Source organism: Tenacibaculum sp. Ill, from assembly GCF_051938915.1.
Classification (GTDB): domain Bacteria; phylum Bacteroidota; class Bacteroidia; order Flavobacteriales; family Flavobacteriaceae; genus Polaribacter; species Polaribacter larymnensis.
On the sequence record NZ_JBPSCW010000002.1, the window covers coordinates 2,916,682 to 2,938,046 of the forward strand.

Annotated in this window: 31 protein-coding genes; 27 read left to right on the top strand and 4 right to left on the bottom strand. The window is 30.7% G+C overall.

The features are described 5' to 3' along the window. Positions 1–24: 24 nt before the first annotated feature. Genes ACTPNM_RS13700 through ACTPNM_RS13715 form a run of 4 tightly spaced genes read right to left on the bottom strand, consistent with a single transcriptional unit; the run spans position 25 to position 3,000 of the window. Positions 25–924, bottom strand: coding sequence for an SDR family oxidoreductase (locus ACTPNM_RS13700; RefSeq protein WP_440122358.1), 900 nt, complete (start codon positions 922–924; stop codon positions 25–27). After that, positions 924–1,928 (bottom strand): potassium channel family protein, encoded by a 1,005-nt coding sequence (locus tag ACTPNM_RS13705; protein WP_440122359.1) that lies wholly within the window; start codon positions 1,926–1,928, stop codon positions 924–926. The genes ACTPNM_RS13700 and ACTPNM_RS13705 overlap by 1 nt, the downstream gene beginning before the upstream one ends. Next, positions 1,925–2,152: a PspC family transcriptional regulator gene (locus tag ACTPNM_RS13710; protein ID WP_099214064.1), complete on the bottom strand. Its 228-nt coding sequence runs from the start codon at positions 2,150–2,152 to the stop codon at positions 1,925–1,927. Before ACTPNM_RS13710 ends, ACTPNM_RS13705 begins: the two co-directional genes overlap by 4 nt. Beyond that, positions 2,152–3,000 carry a class I SAM-dependent methyltransferase gene (locus ACTPNM_RS13715; RefSeq protein ID WP_440122360.1) on the bottom strand — a complete coding sequence of 283 codons (849 nt, stop codon included), beginning with the start codon at positions 2,998–3,000 and terminating at the stop codon, positions 2,152–2,154. The genes ACTPNM_RS13710 and ACTPNM_RS13715 overlap by 1 nt, the downstream gene beginning before the upstream one ends. A gap of 75 nt (positions 3,001–3,075) precedes the next feature. Between ACTPNM_RS13715 and uvrA the strand changes: the two genes are divergently transcribed. From uvrA to ACTPNM_RS13850, 27 genes are all read left to right on the top strand, one after another. Further along, positions 3,076–5,901: an excinuclease ABC subunit UvrA gene (gene uvrA / locus ACTPNM_RS13720; protein WP_440122362.1), complete on the top strand. Its 2,826-nt coding sequence runs from the start codon at positions 3,076–3,078 to the stop codon at positions 5,899–5,901. A gap of 139 nt (positions 5,902–6,040) precedes the next feature. Further along, entirely contained in the window at positions 6,041–6,724 is a 684-nt protein-coding gene (locus ACTPNM_RS13725; protein WP_099214061.1) for a response regulator transcription factor, read from the top strand. Between the two features lie 119 nt (positions 6,725–6,843). Then, positions 6,844–8,442, top strand: a complete 1,599-nt coding sequence (locus ACTPNM_RS13730; RefSeq protein ID WP_440122363.1) for a vitamin K epoxide reductase family protein — start codon at positions 6,844–6,846, stop codon at positions 8,440–8,442. Between the two features lie 116 nt (positions 8,443–8,558). After that, positions 8,559–8,717, top strand: coding sequence for a hypothetical protein (locus ACTPNM_RS13735; RefSeq protein ID WP_164723453.1), 159 nt, complete (start codon positions 8,559–8,561; stop codon positions 8,715–8,717). A 2-nt stretch (positions 8,718–8,719) separates the two neighbouring features. Next, on the top strand, positions 8,720–8,926 hold the full coding sequence (locus ACTPNM_RS13740; RefSeq protein ID WP_099214059.1) for a hypothetical protein: 207 nt from the start codon (positions 8,720–8,722) through the stop codon (positions 8,924–8,926). A 35-nt stretch (positions 8,927–8,961) separates the two neighbouring features. Continuing rightward, positions 8,962–9,120 (top strand): hypothetical protein, encoded by a 159-nt coding sequence (locus ACTPNM_RS13745; RefSeq protein ID WP_440122365.1) that lies wholly within the window; start codon positions 8,962–8,964, stop codon positions 9,118–9,120. A gap of 233 nt (positions 9,121–9,353) precedes the next feature. Further along, positions 9,354–9,545 carry a hypothetical protein gene (locus ACTPNM_RS13750; protein ID WP_440122366.1) on the top strand — a complete coding sequence of 64 codons (192 nt, stop codon included), beginning with the start codon at positions 9,354–9,356 and terminating at the stop codon, positions 9,543–9,545. Positions 9,546–9,556: 11 nt separating this feature from the next. Beyond that, positions 9,557–9,736, top strand: coding sequence for a hypothetical protein (locus ACTPNM_RS13755; RefSeq protein ID WP_440122367.1), 180 nt, complete (start codon positions 9,557–9,559; stop codon positions 9,734–9,736). A 24-nt stretch (positions 9,737–9,760) separates the two neighbouring features. Continuing rightward, positions 9,761–9,943 (top strand): hypothetical protein, encoded by a 183-nt coding sequence (locus ACTPNM_RS13760; protein WP_440122368.1) that lies wholly within the window; start codon positions 9,761–9,763, stop codon positions 9,941–9,943. Positions 9,944–10,003: 60 nt separating this feature from the next. Then, positions 10,004–10,198: a hypothetical protein gene (locus ACTPNM_RS13765; RefSeq protein ID WP_440122369.1), complete on the top strand. Its 195-nt coding sequence runs from the start codon at positions 10,004–10,006 to the stop codon at positions 10,196–10,198. Positions 10,199–10,217: 19 nt separating this feature from the next. Next, the gene (locus ACTPNM_RS13770) at positions 10,218–10,406 is read left to right on the top strand and encodes a hypothetical protein (RefSeq protein ID WP_440122371.1); all 189 of its coding nucleotides are present in this window, start codon (positions 10,218–10,220) and stop codon (positions 10,404–10,406) included. Positions 10,407–10,461: 55 nt separating this feature from the next. Beyond that, entirely contained in the window at positions 10,462–12,648 is a 2,187-nt protein-coding gene (locus ACTPNM_RS13775; RefSeq protein ID WP_440122373.1) for a peptidase domain-containing ABC transporter, read from the top strand. An 84-nt stretch (positions 12,649–12,732) separates the two neighbouring features. Beyond that, complete coding sequence (locus ACTPNM_RS13780; protein ID WP_440122375.1) at positions 12,733–12,942, top strand: hypothetical protein; 210 nt, start codon at positions 12,733–12,735, stop codon at positions 12,940–12,942. A gap of 237 nt (positions 12,943–13,179) precedes the next feature. Further along, a complete protein-coding gene (locus ACTPNM_RS13785; protein WP_099214051.1) occupies positions 13,180–13,407 on the top strand; it encodes a hypothetical protein in 228 nt (75 codons plus the stop codon). Positions 13,408–13,422: 15 nt separating this feature from the next. Beyond that, positions 13,423–13,617 (top strand): hypothetical protein, encoded by a 195-nt coding sequence (locus ACTPNM_RS13790; RefSeq protein ID WP_440122376.1) that lies wholly within the window; start codon positions 13,423–13,425, stop codon positions 13,615–13,617. Positions 13,618–13,663: 46 nt separating this feature from the next. Next, positions 13,664–13,831 (top strand): hypothetical protein, encoded by a 168-nt coding sequence (locus ACTPNM_RS13795; protein WP_440122377.1) that lies wholly within the window; start codon positions 13,664–13,666, stop codon positions 13,829–13,831. Between the two features lie 62 nt (positions 13,832–13,893). Next, on the top strand, positions 13,894–15,183 hold the full coding sequence (locus tag ACTPNM_RS13800) for an HlyD family secretion protein (protein ID WP_440122378.1): 1,290 nt from the start codon (positions 13,894–13,896) through the stop codon (positions 15,181–15,183). A gap of 84 nt (positions 15,184–15,267) precedes the next feature. Then, complete coding sequence (locus tag ACTPNM_RS13805; RefSeq protein ID WP_440122379.1) at positions 15,268–15,447, top strand: hypothetical protein; 180 nt, start codon at positions 15,268–15,270, stop codon at positions 15,445–15,447. A gap of 17 nt (positions 15,448–15,464) precedes the next feature. Beyond that, positions 15,465–15,641, top strand: coding sequence for a hypothetical protein (locus ACTPNM_RS13810; RefSeq protein ID WP_440122380.1), 177 nt, complete (start codon positions 15,465–15,467; stop codon positions 15,639–15,641). Positions 15,642–15,658: 17 nt separating this feature from the next. Continuing rightward, on the top strand, positions 15,659–15,877 hold the full coding sequence (locus ACTPNM_RS13815) for a hypothetical protein (protein WP_440122381.1): 219 nt from the start codon (positions 15,659–15,661) through the stop codon (positions 15,875–15,877). Positions 15,878–16,427: 550 nt separating this feature from the next. Further along, the gene (locus ACTPNM_RS13820) at positions 16,428–16,607 is read left to right on the top strand and encodes a hypothetical protein (protein WP_440122382.1); all 180 of its coding nucleotides are present in this window, start codon (positions 16,428–16,430) and stop codon (positions 16,605–16,607) included. 28 nt (positions 16,608–16,635) lie between these two features. Then, on the top strand, positions 16,636–16,809 hold the full coding sequence (locus ACTPNM_RS13825; RefSeq protein WP_440122383.1) for a hypothetical protein: 174 nt from the start codon (positions 16,636–16,638) through the stop codon (positions 16,807–16,809). Positions 16,810–16,895: 86 nt separating this feature from the next. Next, positions 16,896–17,039, top strand: coding sequence for a hypothetical protein (locus ACTPNM_RS13830; RefSeq protein WP_440122384.1), 144 nt, complete (start codon positions 16,896–16,898; stop codon positions 17,037–17,039). A gap of 95 nt (positions 17,040–17,134) precedes the next feature. Then, positions 17,135–17,320 carry a hypothetical protein gene (locus ACTPNM_RS13835; RefSeq protein ID WP_440122385.1) on the top strand — a complete coding sequence of 62 codons (186 nt, stop codon included), beginning with the start codon at positions 17,135–17,137 and terminating at the stop codon, positions 17,318–17,320. A gap of 68 nt (positions 17,321–17,388) precedes the next feature. Beyond that, positions 17,389–17,565 (top strand): hypothetical protein, encoded by a 177-nt coding sequence (locus tag ACTPNM_RS13840; protein ID WP_440122386.1) that lies wholly within the window; start codon positions 17,389–17,391, stop codon positions 17,563–17,565. A gap of 149 nt (positions 17,566–17,714) precedes the next feature. Continuing rightward, positions 17,715–18,425: a TIGR00730 family Rossman fold protein gene (locus ACTPNM_RS13845; protein ID WP_440122387.1), complete on the top strand. Its 711-nt coding sequence runs from the start codon at positions 17,715–17,717 to the stop codon at positions 18,423–18,425. A 144-nt stretch (positions 18,426–18,569) separates the two neighbouring features. Beyond that, on the top strand, positions 18,570–21,353 hold the full coding sequence (locus ACTPNM_RS13850) for an aminopeptidase (RefSeq protein ID WP_440122388.1): 2,784 nt from the start codon (positions 18,570–18,572) through the stop codon (positions 21,351–21,353). Positions 21,354–21,365 lie beyond the last annotated feature (12 nt).

The following is a 21,365-nucleotide window of genomic DNA, read 5'->3' on the forward strand; positions in this document are numbered from 1 at the left end:
AGTTTTCGTTGTTAAATATAGTTTTTACGTTAGTTTTTCTTTAAATTTTTGTAAATCTTCTTGAAATGATTTTGGGTTTAAGCCTAGATATTCCCTCGTTTTTATTAAATCAAAGCCAGTTATTGCTGGGCGTTTAGCTCTTTGACTTAGGGTAGCTGTAGTAATTGGCTTTATTAGGTTTTTATTTAACTTAAAAACTTCTGCTATTTGCTGTGCTATTTCATAAATACTCAGCAAAGTATTCGACGACACATTAAAAACCCCAAGTGCTCGCTTATCAATTGAAAGCTTGCATGCTAGTGCCAAATCTTCGACATAAGTTGGCATACGAAACTGATCATTTACTATCGTTATTTCTTTTTCTTCTTCTAACATTTGTTTTACCCATAATACTATATTACTACGAGACATATCATATACTTTTCCATATACTAGTATCGTGCGTAAAATAGTGTAATCTATTGTAGACTTTGTTAAAACCTCTTCTGATTTTAGTTTTGAAATCCCATAATGACTTAACGGATTTGGAACGTCTGTTTCTTTATATGGACCGTTTTTACCATCAAAAATAAAGTCAGTAGAAATATGAATTAAATGGGTATTATTTTCTTCTGCATAGTTTTTTAGGTACTGAACGACACCTATATTCAATTCATCACAAGCATCTTGATTTGTTTCACAAGCATCAACGTTTGTCATTGCAGCTGTATTTACAATAACATCTGGCTTGTATTCAGTTAATTTTTCACGAAGTAACAATTCATCTGTAATATCTATCGAAACATAGTCAAAATCACTTCTTCCACTCCTATTCTTTCCTCTAGAAAAACCTATTACTTGATATTTTTCCTTCTCTTCTAATAAAAGGTTTACTAAAGTTTGCCCAAGCAAACCATTGCTTCCAGTTACAACAACTTTCTTCATTAAAAAATTCTTCTAAGCGTTTCTATTTGTTCTGGTCGACCTAAAACGATTAAATTCCCTCCTGCTTCTAATTTTACAGATGCTTCTGGATTAATGATATAGTCTTTATCAGGTGTACGATATCCAATCACTGTGCATCCTGTTTTTTTTCTTAAATCTAAGTCTAAAATTGTCTTGTCAATATATTTTTCAGGTAAACCATTAATAGCTACTTCCTCTAAATTTGCAGTAGTTTCTCCTTCTATAGTTAGCCTATCAACAAACTCTATAACATCTGGAGTTACCACTAAAGACGCCATGTGTGAACCTCCCAACTTATCAGGCATAATTACATTATCTGCTCCTGCAATTTTCAACTTACTATACGAAGTTTCTTTTGATGCTCTACTTATTATTTTACAATCTTTATTTAATTGTTTTGCTGTTAACACTACAAACAAGTTATCGGCATCAGAAGGTAAAGCAATTATTAAATTTTTAGCATTCATAATACCAGCTCTTAACAATGTTTCGTCAAGCGTTGCGTCTCCTTGAATAGTTAACACTCCTTTTTCATTCAGTTGTCTAGCTATTCCCTCAAACTTTTCAACTACAACTATTTGCTTCTTGTAATTTTTTAATTTTGAAATAGCTTGTTTACCATTTCTTCCGTAACCACACACAATTGTGTGACCTCGTAATTGTTCTATTTGTTTTTGCACTTTTTTTACTTTTAGTTGATGAAAAAATTGCCCACTAATTAAATATTCTGAAAATGAAGAAACCGCGTAACCAAAAATAAATAAACTAGATATTATTAGCCCTATAGTAAATAACTTTTCACCTGTACCAAAAGGGTGTACTTCACCAAAACCAATAGTACTTATGGTTATAATTGTCATATATAAGGCATCTATTAAAGAGTACCCAAAAAACACTATATAACCCAACATTCCTACTGAAACAATTAGTACAGAATAAGTTATAGCTTTATATAATCTTGACTTAAATACGGTGTTTATCATAAATCGAAAACAGAAGTTCTTTTAGTGTAAATCATATCTTTTAATCTCAGTAAAAATGCCATAGTTAAATACAAACCGAAAGACAAACCTACTGTTACAAATGATATGTATATAAAAAACAGACGTACATTGGTAGCTCGCATACCTAAACGGTCTGCAAACCTCGAAGACACGTTAAAACCATGTCGTTCAAAAAAATGTCGTACAGAATGGATAAATTTCATTACACTATTTTTTTCAAGATATAAAAATTCTCATTTAAAATTAAATCTTTTTCTAACTTCACTTCATTATTATATTTTTCTGAGAGACTAAAATAATCTTGATGATTTAACAAATCATAACTTTTGTTCTCAACATAAAAATCATCTTCGATTGTTTGCCAATCTGATGCTTCAGTTTTCACCATTTCCTTATTACAAAAATCGAGTAATTTTTTAAACCCTTTAGATTTTTTTAAATCTTTTTGAAATGAAGCACTTCCTATATAATCTCCTTTTCTTTGTAACATCGAGAAAAAACCAAAAAGTTTATCGGTATCTTTTCTTGACAGAAAAAACAATACTCCCTCTATTAAAACAAATGAAGTTTTGTTTTTTATAATAGGTTTTATTCTTTCTAGTAAATCCTCAACATAATCTTCACTAAAATCAACTCCTACATAATGAATTGTTCTATTTGGTAGTTCTCCTTTTTTTTGAAATTCTTTTATCCTCTCTTCCTTATAATCAATAATTTCTTTTTTATCAATTTCAATATTGATTATACTTTTATCCAATAAAAACGGATACATACTAAAACCAGATCCAAAATTTATAATTACGGCTGGTTTTAACCTTTCTATCTCCTCTAGAAAAAACCTATTTCTTAAGCAATGAGCTGAAACTTCTTCTTCACAAACGTTATTAAGATATTTTTCCACTAACTCGTCAGTCCGAGAGTTATTCCAAAGCTTTGCATACATATCTCTACTTAACTCAGCATTTAAAGATCTAAATGTTGATGTAACAAACGCTGTTTCATATATTTCTATTCCTAGGCCACTCATTAATACGCAAGATACTATTTTCAACTTATTTGTTAACAATGGTTACTTTAAAATAAATTTGGTTTTGGTAACTTTGCTGTTTTTGGTAAAATCCTCACTTTGAAAGAACAAGAATACATAGAAGTTTACGGAGCACGCGCTCATAATTTAAAAAACATTGATATTAAAATTCCTCGTGAAAAACTAGTTGTAATTACTGGTTTGAGTGGAAGTGGAAAGTCTTCTTTGGCTTTTGACACCATTTATGCTGAGGGACAACGTCGTTATATTGAGACGTTTTCTGCTTATGCCCGTCAGTTTTTAGGAGGATTAGAACGTCCTGATGTTGATAAAATAGATGGACTTTCTCCTGTAATTTCTATTGAACAAAAAACCACTAATAAAAGTCCACGTTCTACAGTAGGTACTATTACTGAAATTTACGATTTTCTCCGTTTATTATTTTCTCGAGCAGCAGATGCTTACTCATACAACACAGACGAGAAAATGGTTAGCTATTCTGATGAACAAATTAGAAATTTAATCTTAAAAGATTTTGACGGAAAGCGCATTGCTGTTCTTGCACCTTTAATTAAATCGAGAAAAGGACATTACCGTGAATTATTCGAACAAATTTCTAAACAAGGTTTTGTTCGTGTTCGTGTGGATGGTGAAATTCGTGAGATTGAAAAAGGCATGAAACTCGATCGTTATAAAACACACGATATAGAAGTGGTTATTGACCGTTTAGTTGTAAATGATACCGCAGAAAAACGTCTGGAAGAAACTATAAAAACTGCTTTATACACTGGCGACAATATCTTAATGGTGATTGATGTTGATGATGAAAAACCACGTTATTTTAGCCGTGAACTTATGTGTCCTACCACGGGAATCGCTTACCCTAACCCAGAACCTAACACCTTTTCGTTCAATTCACCAAAAGGAGCTTGCTCTAAGTGTAATGGACTAGGGATTACAAATGAAATAAATCATCAAAAAGTAATTCCAGATAGTAGCATTTCTATTAAAAATGGAGGAATAGCTCCCCTAGGCGAACAAAAAAATAGTTGGATTTTCAAACAACTTCAAACTATTGCTGAACGTTATAGTTTTAAGTTAACCGACCCTATAAAAAGTATTCCAAAAGAAGCTATGGAGATTATTCTTCATGGCGGAAAAGAAAAGTTTGAAATACAGTCAAAAACTGCTGGTGTTACCAGAAATTATGAAATTGATTTTGAAGGAATCATTGCCTTTATTGAAAATCAATACAAAAACTCAGAAAGCACTTCCATAAAACGTTGGGCTAAAGGTTTTATGGATGAAGTTTCTTGTTCTTCCTGTGATGGAAAGCGCTTAAAAAAAGAAGCACTTCATTTTAAAATTACCGATAAAAATATTAGTGACTTAGCGCAAATGGATGTGCTAGAATTAGCCAGCTGGTTCAAGAATGTAGATAAAAAACTATCAGAAAAACAATTAACCATTGCTGCTGAAATTTTAAAAGAAATCCGCACACGAATTCAGTTTTTATTAGATGTAGGACTAGATTATTTAACATTAGACCGTACATCAAAATCACTTTCTGGAGGAGAAGCACAACGTATTAGACTTGCAACACAAATAGGCTCACAACTAGTTGGTGTTTTATATATTTTAGATGAACCTAGTATTGGTTTACATCAACGTGACAATCAAAAATTAATTGATTCTCTTATCAAACTTCGTGATGTTGGTAATTCTGTTTTAGTGGTTGAGCACGATGAAGACATGATCAAAAATGCTGACTTTGTCCTAGATATTGGCCCTGGTGCTGGTCGCCATGGTGGAGAAATTGTTAGTGAAGGCAATTTTGACGATTTAAAAAGTCACGACACCCTTACTGCTGATTATTTATCTAGAAGAAAAGTAATTGAAGTTCCTAAAAAACGTCGTGAAGGAAACGGAAAAATAATTTCTTTAAAAGGTGCTTCTGGGAACAACTTAAAAAATGTTTCTGTTGAGTTTCCTTTAGGTAAAATGATTTGTGTTACAGGTGTTTCAGGTAGTGGTAAATCTACTTTAATTAATGAAACCCTTTACCCTATTTTAAATGCTCATATTTATCGAGCAGTTAAAAAACCGATGCCTTACAAAAAAATTGAAGGTTTAGATCATATTGATAAGGTAATTGATATTGATCAGTCTCCTATTGGTAGAACTCCTCGTTCAAACCCCGCTACTTATACTGGAGTGTTTAGCGAAATACGAAGTTTATTCGCAAAAACCCCAGAAGCCTCTATAAGAGGATATAAACCAGGTCGTTTTAGTTTTAACGTAAAGGGTGGTCGTTGTGAAACTTGTCAAGGAGGTGGTGTTCGTGTTATTGAAATGAATTTCTTACCAGATGTTCATGTAGAGTGCGAAACCTGTCAAAGAAAACGTTTTAATCGAGAAACATTAGAAATTCGCTATAAAGGAAAGTCTATTTCTGATATTTTAGAAATGACAATTAATGAAGCTACAGCATTTTTTGAGCATATCCCTAAAATATACAGAAAACTAAAAACAATTAAAGATGTTGGTTTAGGTTACATTACACTCGGACAACAATCTACTACCCTCTCTGGTGGTGAAGCGCAACGTATTAAATTAGCTTCAGAACTTTCAAAAAGAGATACTGGAAATACTTTTTATATTTTAGATGAACCAACTACTGGTCTTCATTTTGAAGATATTCGTGTATTAATGGATGTTTTAAATAAATTAGCAGATAAAGGAAACACTGTCTTAATAATTGAGCATAATTTAGATGTTATCAAACTAGCCGATTATATTATAGATATAGGTATGGAAGGTGGTAAAAAAGGCGGTAAAGTACTGACTTTTGGGACTCCTGAAGAAGTTTCTGAACACAAAAAAAGCTACACTGCAAAATTCTTAAAAAAAGAGTTAAAAAAATAGAATTACAATATTTCTCATCAATAGATAATTTATTTTATACATATTTTTTTTGATTTTAAATTAGTTTATATAAATTTATGAGCTGATTTTTTGAATAAAAAAATCAATTAAATAGTATTCCCCCCGAAATTATTTAAACATGAGAAAAGAAAAACAGTCTGCCTTATTAGCGGATAATTGCCCGCTTATTTGCGAAACGTATAAGAACATAATATCTAAAATAGCTAGATTAAACCCAAATTTTAATTTTAACACGGACATTACCTATAATTGTAATGGAGCTTACGATATTATAAAAAAAACAATTGAAAAAGAAACCTCTCTAAACTTTGTTGTTTTAGATTTAAAACTTTCACCTGCTAAGAACAGAAAAATTTTATCCGGTGAAGATTTAGGCCTTTTAATCAGGAAACTACTACCAAGTACAAAACTTATTGTTTCAACTGATTGCAATGACAACTATAGAATTCACAATATATTTAAAAGCTTAAACCCTGAAGGTTTTCTTGTTAAAAGTGATCTAACTTCAAAAGAGTTAAAAAACGCTATAAAAAATGTAACAAACAATATTCCTTATTATAGTAAAACTGTTTTAAGCCTTTTGAGAAAAGAAGTTTCTAATAACTTCTCTATTGATTCAATAGACCGACAAATTCTATACGAACTTTCATTGGGTTCTAAAATGAAAGACATGCCTAATTACATACCACTTTCTGCAGCTAGTATTGAAAAGCGAAAACGACATTTAAAGAAAATATTTAATGTTAAAGCTAAAGGAGACAGAGAGTTAATATTAGTAGCCAAAGAAAAAGGATTCATTTAAAAAAATAAAAACTACGGTTTTTCCATACTTTTTTTATGGTTTTTTTCACAAAAAAATAATTATCAACATATAGCTTTGGGAAGATTTAAAATAGCTATCCTTAAAAAACTTATTTACTTTTGAAAGACACATTAATCAATTTAGTACAAAAATTACTTAAGAAAAATAGTATTTCTTTTGACAAAGAAGAATTAGCTTTTCAAATTCAAAGCCATCCTTCTTACCCTAGTTTACATGCAATTACAGGAGTTTTAGATCATTTTAATATTGAAAATGTTGCTGCTGATGTTCCTGTTAACTCAGAAACTCTTTCTCAACTACCCGACTGTTTTATTGCTCAAATAAACAGTGAACATGGTCAAGATTTAATTGTAGTAGAAAGAAAAAAGTTAGATTACATAATTTACGATTCTGAAAACAAAAAAACAAAACTAACAGAAAGTGAGTTTCTAAATAAATTTACTGGAATTATTGTTGCTGTTGAAGAAACTGAGGATTATCAAGCTTCTAAAAACAACTCCAAACTGGTAAAAACTATTGGTTTCTCTCTACTTGCTGTTTTTGCTTTATTTTTTGTTTTTAACAATTCAACTTCGTGGTATAACACTTTTTATTTCCTACTATCAATTACTGGAGCTGTTATTAGTGTTGCAATTATAAAACAAGAGCTTGGATTGAAAACATCAATTGGTGATGCCTTTTGTTCTGGAGCCGATGATAAAAAAGATTGTGACGCTGTATTAACTTCAAAAGGAGCGGAGATTTTAAAAGGGTATAAATTAAGCGACTTTAGTATGCTTTATTTTATTGGATTATCTCTTTTAACTTTTACTCAAATCTCTAACCCTACAATTTCATATACTATTAGTTTACTAGCTATACCTGTTACTCTCTACTCATTATATTATCAATATGTAGTAGTAAAAAAATGGTGCCTTTTATGTTTAAGCATAGTTGGAGTACTTTGGCTACAAGCATTAGCTCCTATATTAACAAGTAATTACATTAATACTTTTATACTTAGTGATTTTGTTACTTTAGGCCTTGTTGCTTCTTTTACTTGGTTAACTTGGAGCTATATAAAACCTTTGTTTACTGAAGTACAAGAGCTTAAAAAAGAAAAAATAGCAAGTGTTAAATTTAAAAGAAACTACGCGCTATTTGATAGCCTTTTACAAAAGTCGCCTCAACTTGATACTCAGTTAACCGATAGCAAAGAAATCGTTTTTGGTAACCCAAACTCTAATCTTGAGATAACAATAGTTACCAATCCTTTTTGTGGGCACTGTAAACCTGTTCATGCTCACGTTGATGAAATCATCAAAAGGTATCATAACAATGTAAAAATTAAAGTAAGGTTTAATATAAGTGTAGAAAATAAGGATAGTGATGTTGTTAAAATTACTAGTAGGCTCATAGAAATATACAATACCAAAGGAGATAAGGAATGCCTCATAGCTATGGATGCCATTTATGAGGGACAAAAGCCTGCTGCTTGGTTAAAAAAATGGGATGAGTGTACTGACAAAGAAGCCTATATTTCAGAACTCGAAAAAGAAAAAAATTGGTGTACAAAAAATGCGATCAACTTTACTCCGGAAATTCTAATAAACGGGAAATCATTCCCTAAAGAATATAACAGAACTGATTTAATATTATTTATTGAAGATTTAGAAGAGAACTCGCAAACTTCTAATATTTCATTAAAAACAGCATAAAAAGACAAAGCCCTAAAAAGGGCTTTGCATTTTGAACAAAATTCTCTCGCGAAGAATAGACACATTGGTGAGTGTCTTTAAATGTTCGCCGCAAAAGTAACCTTAATATTTTAATTATGAAAAAACAAATTCTAAATTTAGGTAAAGCTTTAAAAAAAGCGGAACAAGCTCAAATTAACGGAGGTAGAATGCAATGTGACTCTAACAGAGATCGTGTATGTGAATACTATGGTTGGCAATGTGCTGAAACTTACTGCAGACTAATACTTGAATAGTTATGAAAAAGCAAATTTTAAACATAGGTAAGCTTTTAAACAAGACTGAACAAAAGCAAGTTAAAGGAGGAGCTCCAAGGTTTTGTCAATGTGATTCTGATTGTGGGTTTAACTCTCATTGCTGTAGCAATATGTGTTTCCTTGTATCAGCCCCTAATTACCCTACAGGGAATTGTCCTGCAATGGAATGCCCAAATTTCCCAGAATAATTAACTAACTTCTTCTTAACAAAAAGTATTAAATTATGAGAAAATCAATTTTAAACTTAGGAAAAACTTTAAATAAGGCTCAACAAATCCAAATTAATGGTGGTAGAAAAATGTGTGATACAAACAAAGACCGAGTATGTGAAGATTATGGAGATCACTGTGCTGAATTATATTGTGCTTTTGGTCCTTTTTAGATAAAAAATTTCAAAATGAAAAAATCAATTTTAAATCTAGGCAAACATTTAGATACTAGAAGTCAAAAGGCAATTAATGGTGGTCGCCTAAAACCTACTAAATGTTGTGATCCTGCGTTACAATGTTGTACCACAAGCTATGCGGCTCTTAACAACCCTAGCTGTGGAGGCAATTATATTTCAGGCTGTCAATATCACCCGGCTGTAAACTGTTGTATTTAAATTTTAAATTTATGAAAAAACAAATTCTAAATTTAGGTAAAACTTTAAGAAAAGTAGAACAAACTCAAATTAACGGAGGTAAAGTGCAATGTGACAATCATTACCAATGTGGAAATGGGTATTGCTGTAATACTGCTGGATGGTGTCAGTTATTTGGTGATCAAGGAAACACAGGATTTTTATGTGATGGTAGTATAATTTAACTAAATTAATTATGAAAAAATCGATATTAAATTTAGGTAACCTTTTAAGTAAACTAGAACAAAGACTAGTAAACGGGGGTAAATACAACTGTATTACTAATGATGATTGTAACTTTGGCTGTTGTAATACAGCTAATTTTTGTCAAACAATTGGAAGTCCTAACTCAGCTGGTTTACTATGCCAAACTTAATTAACACTTTTAAATCTTGAAATTATGAAAAATTCGATATTAAGTTTAGGGAAATCTTTAAATAAAATAGAGCAAAAATTAATTAATGGTGGGGCAATACTTTGTGAAAACCATCAAGATTGCCCTGGTGGATTTGGTTGTTGCTACTCTCAAATGTTATGTAGAACAGATGACTATTTCAATAACGGCTGGTGTCGTGGTCAATAGACTTTTAACTCTATAAGATAGAATTACCAATAAAATTAATTTCTCATAAAACAAACAATTATGAAAAAACAAATTCTGAGCTTGGGAAAAGCTCTAAACAAAAACAACCAAAAACAGATAAACGGAGGTAAAGAAATACCAGGAGGATGTAGAACAGATAAAGGCTATTACTGGAATCCTATTGAAAGATGCTGTTGGACAGATCAGTACAATTGCTGCTATGGAACACCAGAATGCCCTGCCCCTTATCTATAAAATTTTAAATTAATACTTTATGAAAAAATCAATTTTAAGCTTAGGCAAAACTTTAAATAAAAGTGAACTAAAATTAATTAACGGTTCAATTGCTATTGCCTGTTATACTAATTCTGATTGTCCTGGTCATATGGGGTGTTGTAAAAACCCTCCTTATATTGGACTTTGTATGGAAGGAGAAGATTATAGAAGAATTTGTAATAATTAATAAATTAACAAGTTAGAGGATTAATCCTCTAACTTGTTTTATATCTAAGCTTAACTTGAAAAAATTCCCAAACTACAAACAAACTGAGGCTAAAGATTGTGGGCCTACTTGTATAAAAATCATAGCTAAACACTATGGTAAAACCATCAATACTCAACAATTACGAAAATTAAGTGAAACAACCAGAGAAGGAAGTAGCTTACTCGGCTTAAGTGAAGCTGTCGAGTCTATAGGTTTTAAGTCTTTAGGTATAAAATTAGCTTTTAACAAACTTAAAGAAGCTCCTTTTCCTTGTATAGTTCACTGGAATAAAAACCACTATGTAGTTCTTTATAAAATAAAAAAGGACACGGTTTATATTTCTGACCCTGCTCATGGCCTAATCACTTTTACAAAAGAAGAGTTTATTCAACATTGGATTGGTAACAACGCTGACGAAAACACAGAGGAAGGAATCGCTTTGTTAGTTGAGCCAACACCTAAGTTTTATCAAGAAGAGTTTGAAGAAGATGAAAAATTTGGATTCTCATTTATTTTTAAATACTTATACAAATACAAGAAGTTTATAGTTCAATTAATAATAGGACTTCTTGCTGGTAGCTTATTACAATTAATCTTACCTTTTTTAACTCAAAGTGTGGTTGATGTAGGTATTAAAAATCAGGATCTAAATTTTGTATACCTTATCTTATTTGCTCAACTATTTCTTTTTATAGGAAAAGCTTCTCTAGAAATCATTCGAAGTTGGATTCTACTACACCTTAGTACACGTATTAACATCTCCTTAATTTCTGACTTTTTTATCAAACTAATGAAACTACCTATCTCTTACTTTGATGTGAGAATGACTGGAGATTTATTACAAAGAATAAATGACCATAAACGTATTGAACGGATTTTAACCACATCTTCTTTAACTGTGTTATTTTCTTTTTTTAATCTTATAATTTTCAGTTTAGTTTTAGGTTATTACAGTTTACAGATATTTGGAGTTTTTGTATTAGGAAGTGCACTATATTTTGGATGGGTATTGTTCTTCTTTAAAAAACGAAAAGAACTTGATTATAAGCGTTTTTCTCAAGTAAGTCAAGAACAAAGCAAAGTTATTGAGCTTATTAATGGAATGCAAGAAATTAAACTCCACAATGCTGAAAGACGCATGCGTTGGAATTGGGAATATGTACAAGCTCGTTTATTTAAAGTGGCCACCAAAAGTCTTGCTTTAGAACAAACCCAAAGTGTAGGATCAAACTTTATTAATGAGCTTAAAAACATGTTCATTACCATACTTTCAGCAAAACTAGTTATAGATGGGCAAATTACTTTAGGTATGATGATGGCTATTAGCTATATAGTTGGTCAATTAAATGGACCTATTACACAGCTAATAAATTTCATGAGAGATATACAAGATGCACAAATCTCTTTAGATAGACTAGGTGAAATACACAACATGGAAGATGAAGAAAAACCTGGTGATGAAAAAGTTACTGCTATTCCTGAAAATGCATCCATAAAATTAAATAATATTTCATTCAGATACACTGGGGGATTAGAACCTGTTTTAAAAGATTTATCTCTTGAAATTCCAGCCAATAAAACAACGGCAATAGTAGGTGTTAGTGGTAGTGGTAAAACCACTTTAATGAAGTTGCTACTTGGTTTCTATCAAGTAGACCAAGGAGACATTATGATAAACAACTTCAATTTGAAAAATGTATCGCAAAAAGAATGGAGGAGAAATTGCGGAGTTGTGATGCAAGAAGGTTACATCTTTAATGATTCTATAGCTAAAAACATAGCTGTAGGTGAAGATTATATTGATAAAGAAAAATTAGCTCATGCAATCGATGTAGCAAACATTGGTGATTATATTGAAGGCTTGCCTTTAGGCTACAACACAAAAATAGGTAGTGAAGGAAACGGATTGAGTACGGGTCAAAAACAACGATTATTAATTGCAAGATCTGTTTACAAAAATCCAAAATTCTTATTCTTTGATGAAGCAACTAGTGCATTAGACGCCAATAACGAAAAGGTTATTATGGGTAAACTTAATGAATTTTTTGCCGACAAAACAGCAGTGGTAATTGCACACCGATTAAGTACTGTAAAAAATGCCCACCAAATAGTAGTGCTTGAAAAAGGAAAAATCATAGAGAAAGGAAGTCACGAAGAACTAATCAAATTAAAAGGAAGTTATTACCATCTAGTTAAAAACCAACTAGACTTAGGCAAATAAAAATATTCTCTCGCGAAGAATAGACACAAACCTTGAGTGTCTTTAAATGTTCAAGGATTTTATCAAATTTTAAATTATTTAAAAATGAAAAAATCAATCTCTGACCTAGGTGAAGCTTTAAATAAAACTAGCCAACAAAAGATCCTTGGAGGATATGGTATACCTGTGGGCGATTCAGATGGGGAATGCGATCAAGAATCACAATCTAGAATTAGGTGTTATAACAGTAATAACAGTAATTGCGATATGGATGCTATATGTAATAACCAAGGTTACTGCGAATGCGCCATCTAAAAATAAAATAATATGAAAAAATCAATATTAAATTTAGGAAAAGCTCTTAATAAAGCTGAGCAATAACAAATTAGTGGAGGAAAGGTAATTGGTTTTCCTTGCTCAAGCTACTTTTTTTGTGCTTTAGATTGTGAAGAAGGAGATGTTTGTGCTGTACCAAATGGTACAGGGGGAACCAATAGAGGCATCATCAAAAACGGACAATGTTGCCCTGCTTAACCTTATAAATAATTAATTATGAAAAAATCAATTTTAAACCTTGGTAAAGGTCTAAGTAAAATAGATCAGAAAACAATTAACGGTGGAGGAAATGAATCATGTCCTCCAATTAACTGCTACTATGGTAATAGTGACACAGAGTTATTTGGTGGTGCTGTTTATTGTGGGAGTTGTAGTGACTATAACAACCTTCCTTCTAGCTGTCAAAACAGAGTTAGAGTTGGGTATTATTGTTTCGGTGTATAATTTAAAAAATGAAAAATGAAAAAATCAATTTTAAACTTAGGTGAAAGTTTAAGCAAAATAGAACAACAGAATATAAATGGTGGATCTACCAATAATGGTTGCTATATAGTAGATGATGGACCTTATGGTGTTTTATGTTCAGGTTGTTGTAAACTACAAGGAGACACCTGTGTTCCAGATTACACACAAATCTGTCAACAATCCCAATAGTCGTTTTTTATCTCACAACTAAAATTAGTATAAAAATAATTTAATTATGAAAAAATCAATATTAAACTTGGGTAAAAACTTAAGTAAAATAGAGCAAAAACTTATTAATGGTGGTTACCCTTGTAAAACCGAAAAAGATTGTTACGATCAAGATGGTCCTGGAGCCCCTTTAACACCTTGGGAATGCTATAACGGAACTTGTATCATGTCCTAATTAATAATTTATTTCATTGGTACTCCTACCATTAATACAGGAGTACCTTTACTTTCTCTAATATGCCAAACAATACTCAAGATATAGAAATTCGAAGTGAAGAAGTTCAAGAAATTTTAACTCATGTTCCTAACTGGATGATTCGTTGGGGAAACACCTTGCTTCTTGGACTAATTCTGATGCTATTATTCATCTCATGGTTTGTAAAATATCCTGACGTTATATCTACAGAGGTAATGGTTACTACCTCTACTCCGCCTGAAAAAATTTATGCTAAATCAACAGGTCAATTCGAAACTTTTCTAACTAGTGAAGGTAAAACTGTTTCTGAAGGTGATGTTTTAGCTGTAATTGAAAACAGTGCTTCTTATAAAGATGTTTTACTTTTAAAGAGTATTGTTGATACTATTGAAATGAATCAACAAAAATTCTTTTTCCCTGTTGACAAAGTCCCTCCACTAATTTTAGGCGACATAACATCTAGCTACTCTCAATTTGAAAATGACTACTCTGAATATGTTTTAAATGAAAAGTTAACTCCATTTAAATCTGAAAATTTCGCAAACCAAATGTCTGTTATAGAAGCAAGAGGTAGGTTGCAAATTTTATTATCACAAAAGGAACTTAACTTAAAAGAGTTGGAGTTTAAAGAAAAGGACTTAGAACGTAGTAGAAAAATGTTTGGTCAAGGCGTTATTTCTGCCAAAGAAAAAGACCAAAAAGAAATAGAGTATTTACAAGCTAAACGATCATACAAAACTTTAGAGTCTTCAATTTCACAAATAAGAGAATTAATCAATAACTCTGCAAAAAACTTAGAAGGAACCTCCATAAAAAAAACACAACAAGATACACGCCTTAAAAAGAAAGCTATACAATCTTTCTTGTACTTAAAAAAAGCTATTAAAGATTGGGAAAAGCAATATGCTTTAACTTCTTCAATAGATGGTAAAGTATCCTTCTTATCATTTTGGAATAAAAATCAAACTGTTAATACGGGTGATTTAATATTCACTATTATTCCTAACAAAGGAAATTCATTTATCGGAAAAATAGAAGCACCTGCTGCTAACTCTGGAAAAATAAAAAAAGGTCAAAAAGTTCAGATTAAGCTATTAAACTATCCTTCTGATGAATTCGGAGAATTAAATGGAAAAGTCAAATCAATTTCATTAACCCCTAATGAAGGAGGTAATTACTTAGTTAATGTAGAATTACCCCAAAATTTAGAAACTACATACAATAAAACAATTCCTTTTAGACAAGAAATGAAAGGAGCTGCAGATATCGTAACTGAAGACTTACGCTTGATAGAACGTTTTTTCTATCAGCTTAAAAATATTCTTAAATAAGAAATTCTTTCGCGGAGAATAGACATAAACCTTGAGTGTCTTTAAATAGTTCAAGGATTTTTATCAAATTTAAATTATTTTAAAATGAAAAAATCAATTTTAAACTTAGGTAAAGCTTTAAATAAAGCTGATCAAAAACAAGTTAATGGTGGAATCGGATCTGGTTCTTGTACTGGAAGTGGAAGTAGATGCTGTGTACAAACTCAATGGGGACAATTCTGTGATGCAGGAAGATGTACACAATATGGTTGCATTTGGTATTAATATCTAAAAAATAAATTATGAAAAAATCAATTTTGAGCCTTGGTAAGGCTTTAAATAAAACTGACCAAAAACAAATTAATGGAGGTATCGCTCGTGGCTGTACACAAGATGGAATAATGTGTTGTGAATCTACTTCATGGGGTAACTTATGTGCTCCAGGAAGATGTGACCGTTTTGGGTGCATTTGGTATTAATATTAAAATTTAGAATTATGAAAAAATCAATCTTAAGCCTAGGAAAAGCCTTAAATAAAGCTGATCAAAAACAAATTAACGGAGGAGCTTCTAGTTGTGACACTTACTCTGGTCCTCCATGTTATGGTGTAAACAATGGGGTTTGTGGTACATGTTCACAATATCAAGCACTTCCTTTAGAGCATAAAAAATGTGTTCTTGTTCACATTGATTGTGAAGAAAACACCCCCTCTTAACTGTAAAATATTTTAATATGAAGAAGCAAATTTTAAACTTAGGAACAGTTTTAAATAAAACTATTCAAAAAACAAATTAATGGAGGCTTCAGTAAAGTAGGTACTCAATGTGATTATGTTCTTTGTTACATAAAAGAACACATCAATATGGCTATGTTTAACTGAAGAGTAATGTCAAAGAGAAACAAATTAAAGTAAAAAACCTTTCGCGAAGAATAGACACAAACCTTGAGTGTCTTTAAACGGTTCAAGGATTTTGTCAAATTTTAAGCTTTTTAAAATGAAAAAATCAATCTTAAATCTAGGAAAACCTCTTAATAAGCGTCAACAGAAAGTTATTAACGGAGGTAATCAATCATGTCCTCCAAGAGGATGCTATTACTCTGACGAACCACTCAACACACCTGCTACTCTTTGTGGCTCCTGTCAAGATTACCATAACTTAACACAGGAGTGTCAAAATATGACGCTCGTTAATTATGATTGTTTTTCTTAACAATAAGAAAACTATGAACCATTCTATAAGTATTTAATCTAAAAAAATAATAAAATGAAAAAATCAATCTTGAACTTAGGTAAAATTTTAAATAAAACTGACCAAAAACAAATTAATGGTGGTATAGCACGTGGTTGCTATCAAGACGGGTATAAATGTTGTCAAACTACTTCTGGAGGTTTCACTTTATGTGATGCTGGAAGATGTGACGGATTTCGCTGTATGTGGTACTAACTCAACAATTATATCTAAACCCTAAATTATGAAAAATTCAATCTTAAACTTAGGACCAGTTTTAAACAAAACTATTCAAAAACAAATTAATGGAGGCTTCAGTAAAGGAGGTACTCAATGTGATTATGTTCTTTGTTACATAAAAAGAACACATCAATGGTTATGTTTAACTGAAGAGCAATGTCAAAGAGAAACAAATTAAAAACAAAACCTTTCGCGAAGAATAGACGCAAACCTTGAGTGTCTTTAAATAGTTCAAGGATTATTAAATATTTAAATTTTTTAATCATGAAAAAATCAATTTTAAACTTAGGGAAAGTTTTAAATAAAACCAACCAAAAACAAATAAACGGTGGCAGCATACCAAGATGTTGTTTAGATTGGGATCCAATTAAACGTATTTGTTACAAATGGCAAAGTGGTTGTTTATAAACTTTTAACTAAAACTGAATACAAAAAACAAACAACTAGACATTTAACCTTCTAGTTGTTTGTTCCTAAAAAAGTCAATTAAATATTATTTGAAAATGAAAAAATCAATCTTAAACCTAGGTAAAGCTTTAAACAAAGCTGATCAGAAACAAATTAACGGAGGTAACGATGGACCTTGTGGTGAGCTAGGAGGAACCATTTTCTATGATCGAACTAAGGAAAGCTGTAGACTAGTCCATGAAATTTGGTACGAAGGTCATTGTTGGGCTTGCTATGAATAATTTTTTCAAAGTATAGACCTTGAATGTCTTTAAACATCTAATTATTAATTATTTTAAAATTTTTAACTATGAAAAAATCAATTTTAAATTTAGGAACAAGTTTAAATAAAACTAAGCAAAAAACAATTAAAGGAGGTAATACTGGTAGCTTTTGCTACACATCCAAAGACTGTGGACCAGATGAAGGTTGTTGTCATGGAGAGTGTTTTAATCCTAAAATTGCTATTGACTTAATCCACTGCTAAAACCATTAAAAAAAAAGCAACTCAATTGAGTTGCTTTTCTTTTTTTATATAATTAATATTTTTTTCTAAAAAACCACTAAATTAGCAGGCTTGCTAAAAATCAAATTTTGGCAGTTTAATTTGTTATTTAATATAAAAGTAGAAGAATTATGAGTCCGAATGATGACAGAAAAATTAGAGAAAAACTACAGCAAAAAACTTGGAACGAGATAAAAACAAATGACTCTTGGGCAATATTTAAAATTATGTCTGAATTTGTTGAGGGTTATGAAAAGCTAAGCAAGATTGGTCCTTGTGTATCAATTTTTGGATCAGCACGTACAAAAACCGATGATCCTCACTATAAATTAGCAGAAGAAGTAGCTTTTAAATTAACACAAAGTGGTTTTGGAGTAATTACTGGAGGTGGTCCTGGTATTATGGAAGCTGGTAATAAAGGAGCTCATAGAGGAAAAGGCACCTCAGTAGGTTTAAATATTGATCTTCCTTTTGAACAACATGATAATCCATGGATTGATAGTGATAAAAACTTGAACTTTGATTATTTCTTTGTTCGTAAAGTAATGTTTGTAAAATACTCTCAAGGGTTTGTTGTAATGCCTGGTGGTTTTGGTACAATGGATGAACTATTTGAAGCAATTACTTTAATTCAAACTAATAAGATTGGTCGATTCCCTATTGTTCTAATTGGAAGAAAGTTTTGGGCTGGTTTATTAGACTGGATTAAGAACACCTTAATTGAGGAAGGTAACATTAGCGAAAAAGATTTAAACTTATTTAGAGTTGTTGATACTGCAGATGAAGCTGTTGAACACTTTAATAAATTCTATGCTAAATATCAGCTAAAACCAAACTTCTAAAAATATTTATCTTTAAAGCTCATTGAAAATTCAATGAGCTTTTTTATTTTCACAAGGTTTATTAAATATTTTTATAACCCTTCTTAAAACAGACCCTATATAATATTGAAACAGAAAACACTCCTCTTATTATGTACTATCATCTTGTATTGCTTTAAAGTAGTAGCACAAGAAAATTCTGTTGAAATAAAAGCTAAATTAGATATAGACAACGATGTAATTCATATTCTACAAAAAACAACACTTTATAATCGCTCTTCTTCTAATCTAAATTATATTTTTTTACATAACTGGGCTAATAGTTATAAAAATGACGACACTCCTTTAGCTAAACGTTTTATTGAAGATTATAGAAAAACTTTTCATTTTTCAAAAGATAAAGACCGAGGCTATAGCATAGTAAGAAACTTAACAGTTAACTTTAAACAAGTTTCATTTAAAGAGATAAAGAATCGACAAGACATTATTAAAGTATCTCTTAATAAGCCCTTAAATCCAAAAGATAGTTTAATACTCCGTACCTCATATTCTGTAAAAATACCAAATGCAAAATATACAGGATATGGAAAAACAAAAACAGGGTATCATTTACGGTTTTGGTACATAACTCCTGCTGTATATGATAAAGAGTGGCAGTTAATGAGCAACTTAAATTTAGATGATTTATACGAAGAACTCTCTAATTACTCTATTTCTATAGACATTCCTAAAAACTATCATATAGAAAGTAACTTATATCAGTATAAAACTGAAAATGATAATTACACCAACTTCTATTTAGTTGGTGCAAAAAAAAAGGATATCATCCTTCATATTGATACAGTAAGAACTTTTAAATCTTTTAAGTTAAAAGGTAAAGAAATAAAAACAGATGCTTACCTAAAACAAATCCCTAATGAAGAAACTACCAAAATTATAAATAGACAAATACAGTTTATAGAAGACTTCATTGGCAAACACCCGCACCCTGAAATCCTTGTAGATTCACGTACTATAAACAAAAACTCTCTACATGAAATTTATGGTCTTCCTAGTTGGCTAAAACCTTTTCCTAAGAACTTTAGATGGGAAACAGGTTTTTTTAAAGCACTTACTCAAAAGTATTTCGATGATGTAATAATTCAAAAACCGAGAAAAGATTATTGGTTAACTGATGGTTTACAAACTTATTTAATGATGGAGTATGTAAAAAAATACTATCCAGAAGTTACTTTTCTGGGTAAATACTCCAAGTATTGGCCCATAAAAACCTATAATATTGCTAAATTAAAACAAAACGATAAATATCCTCTTGTTTATCAATTTAGTTCTCGTAAGTTTTATGATCAACCTTTAACAACCTCTAGTGACTCTCTTTCTAACTTTAACAGAAAAGTAGTAAGTAAATATAAAGCTGGTTTAGGAATTAAATACTTACATGACTTTGTTGGAGATAGCATCTTAAAAGAAACTGTAAAAGAATTTTATATTAAAAATCAATTAACGCCTTCAAGTAGTAAATCCTTTGCTGAGATTCTTCAAAAGAAAACCTCAAAAGATTTACAATGGTTTTTTGGTGATTATCTTACTACCGATAAAAAAATTGACTACAAAATAAAAAAGGTATCCTACTCTAAAAATAAAGATTCTCTATTTGTAACCATCAAAAACAAAAGAGATTTTACAGCTCCCGTAGCACTTTATGGTATTCAAAAGAAAAAAATAAAACTTAAAACCTGGGTTACCAATGTAGATTCTACCAAAACAGTAAAAATTAAAAGAGGCGATTTTAACAAGCTAGCTTTGAATTATGAAAATAATTATCCTGAATTTAATTCCCTTAATAATTTTAGAAATGTAAATAATAGCATTATAAGTAAACCTATTCAGTTTCGTTTTTTTAAAGATTTTGAAAACCCATACTATAATCAACTATTCTATTATCCTGATATTAAATACAATTTATATGATGGATTAATACTTGGGGTAAACATAAATAACAGATCACTCGTCAGTCATAACTTTCAATTCAGTTTAACTCCTAATTATGGTCTTAAAAGTAGAAACTTAACCGGATCATTCTCTGTAGGATACAATCATTTTTTAAGAGACTCTAAAGTTTATAAAATACGATATGGAATTTCAGGAAGTAACTTTCATTACGCACCTGAATTAGGATACAATACTTTAAGCCCATTTATTAATTTTCAATTCAGAAGAAATACACTTCGTGATATTGGCTCTAAATTCTTAATAGCTCGTATGGTTAGTGTTGATAAAGAAGTTGCTCCTAACAATATTCAAGGAGACCAAGAGAAGTATAATATTTTTAACCTACGCTATATCAACAACAAATTTGATGCTATACACAGAATTAGATATGCTGCTAACCTTGAGATAAACTCAAATTTTAGTAAAATATCTACTGATTTTCGTTATAGAAAGTTTTTTACCGCTAATGAAAGTTTTGAAGTTCGTTTTTTTGGTGGACTCTTTTTATCTAATAAAACAGAAGGAAATTACTTTAGCTTTGGATTAAACCGTGGTAACGATTATTTATTTGAACAAAACCTATTTGGGCGTTCTGAAAATGAAGGTTTTTTCAGTCAGCAATTTGTTGTAGGACAAGGAGGTTTCAAATCTAATTTTAAAGAACCTTATTTTGCTAATCAACTTATAACATCTATTAATACTAGCGTAAGTTTATGGAAGTGGGCTGAAATTTATAATGATGTTGCTATGTTGAAAAACAAAAACACTTCTCCTAAATTTTTCTATGAAAATGGTATTCGATTAAACTTCCTTCCTGAAATATTTGAATTTTACTTGCCTATATACACCAACGAAGGTTTTGAAATTAATAAGAGAGCCTATCCTTCAAAAATTAGATTCATCATTACAACGGATATTGATAGAATTTATAACTTTATAAGAAGAGGTATATTATAGATACCTCAATAA

Excerpts from the sequence above, each read along its gene's own strand:
- ACTPNM_RS13745 (WP_440122365.1), top strand. The coding sequence starts at position 8,962 with ATGAGAAAATCAATTTTAAACTTAGGAAAAACTTTAAATAAGGCTCAA.
- ACTPNM_RS13820 (WP_440122382.1), top strand. The coding sequence starts at position 16,428 with ATGAAAAAATCAATCTTGAACTTAGGTAAAATTTTAAATAAAACTGAC.
- ACTPNM_RS13785 (WP_099214051.1), top strand. The coding sequence starts at position 13,180 with ATGAAAAAATCAATTTTAAACCTTGGTAAAGGTCTAAGTAAAATAGAT.
- ACTPNM_RS13830 (WP_440122384.1), top strand. The coding sequence starts at position 16,896 with ATGAAAAAATCAATTTTAAACTTAGGGAAAGTTTTAAATAAAACCAAC.
- ACTPNM_RS13800 (WP_440122378.1), top strand. The coding sequence starts at position 13,894 with ATGCCAAACAATACTCAAGATATAGAAATTCGAAGTGAAGAAGTTCAA.
- ACTPNM_RS13805 (WP_440122379.1), top strand. The coding sequence starts at position 15,268 with ATGAAAAAATCAATTTTAAACTTAGGTAAAGCTTTAAATAAAGCTGAT.
- ACTPNM_RS13810 (WP_440122380.1), top strand. The coding sequence starts at position 15,465 with ATGAAAAAATCAATTTTGAGCCTTGGTAAGGCTTTAAATAAAACTGAC.
- ACTPNM_RS13725 (WP_099214061.1), top strand. The coding sequence starts at position 6,041 with ATGAGAAAAGAAAAACAGTCTGCCTTATTAGCGGATAATTGCCCGCTT.
- ACTPNM_RS13815 (WP_440122381.1), top strand. The coding sequence starts at position 15,659 with ATGAAAAAATCAATCTTAAGCCTAGGAAAAGCCTTAAATAAAGCTGAT.
- ACTPNM_RS13845 (WP_440122387.1), top strand. The coding sequence starts at position 17,715 with ATGAGTCCGAATGATGACAGAAAAATTAGAGAAAAACTACAGCAAAAA.
- ACTPNM_RS13700 (WP_440122358.1), bottom strand. The coding sequence starts at position 924 with ATGAAGAAAGTTGTTGTAACTGGAAGCAATGGTTTGCTTGGGCAAACT.
- ACTPNM_RS13755 (WP_440122367.1), top strand. The coding sequence starts at position 9,557 with ATGAAAAAATCGATATTAAATTTAGGTAACCTTTTAAGTAAACTAGAA.
- ACTPNM_RS13790 (WP_440122376.1), top strand. The coding sequence starts at position 13,423 with ATGAAAAAATCAATTTTAAACTTAGGTGAAAGTTTAAGCAAAATAGAA.
- ACTPNM_RS13710 (WP_099214064.1), bottom strand. The coding sequence starts at position 2,152 with ATGAAATTTATCCATTCTGTACGACATTTTTTTGAACGACATGGTTTT.
- ACTPNM_RS13770 (WP_440122371.1), top strand. The coding sequence starts at position 10,218 with ATGAAAAAATCAATTTTAAGCTTAGGCAAAACTTTAAATAAAAGTGAA.
- ACTPNM_RS13825 (WP_440122383.1), top strand. The coding sequence starts at position 16,636 with ATGAAAAATTCAATCTTAAACTTAGGACCAGTTTTAAACAAAACTATT.
- ACTPNM_RS13750 (WP_440122366.1), top strand. The coding sequence starts at position 9,354 with ATGAAAAAACAAATTCTAAATTTAGGTAAAACTTTAAGAAAAGTAGAA.
- ACTPNM_RS13840 (WP_440122386.1), top strand. The coding sequence starts at position 17,389 with ATGAAAAAATCAATTTTAAATTTAGGAACAAGTTTAAATAAAACTAAG.
- ACTPNM_RS13760 (WP_440122368.1), top strand. The coding sequence starts at position 9,761 with ATGAAAAATTCGATATTAAGTTTAGGGAAATCTTTAAATAAAATAGAG.
- ACTPNM_RS13705 (WP_440122359.1), bottom strand. The coding sequence starts at position 1,928 with ATGATAAACACCGTATTTAAGTCAAGATTATATAAAGCTATAACTTAT.
- ACTPNM_RS13780 (WP_440122375.1), top strand. The coding sequence starts at position 12,733 with ATGAAAAAATCAATCTCTGACCTAGGTGAAGCTTTAAATAAAACTAGC.
- ACTPNM_RS13835 (WP_440122385.1), top strand. The coding sequence starts at position 17,135 with ATGAAAAAATCAATCTTAAACCTAGGTAAAGCTTTAAACAAAGCTGAT.
- ACTPNM_RS13795 (WP_440122377.1), top strand. The coding sequence starts at position 13,664 with ATGAAAAAATCAATATTAAACTTGGGTAAAAACTTAAGTAAAATAGAG.
- ACTPNM_RS13740 (WP_099214059.1), top strand. The coding sequence starts at position 8,720 with ATGAAAAAGCAAATTTTAAACATAGGTAAGCTTTTAAACAAGACTGAA.
- ACTPNM_RS13735 (WP_164723453.1), top strand. The coding sequence starts at position 8,559 with ATGAAAAAACAAATTCTAAATTTAGGTAAAGCTTTAAAAAAAGCGGAA.
- ACTPNM_RS13765 (WP_440122369.1), top strand. The coding sequence starts at position 10,004 with ATGAAAAAACAAATTCTGAGCTTGGGAAAAGCTCTAAACAAAAACAAC.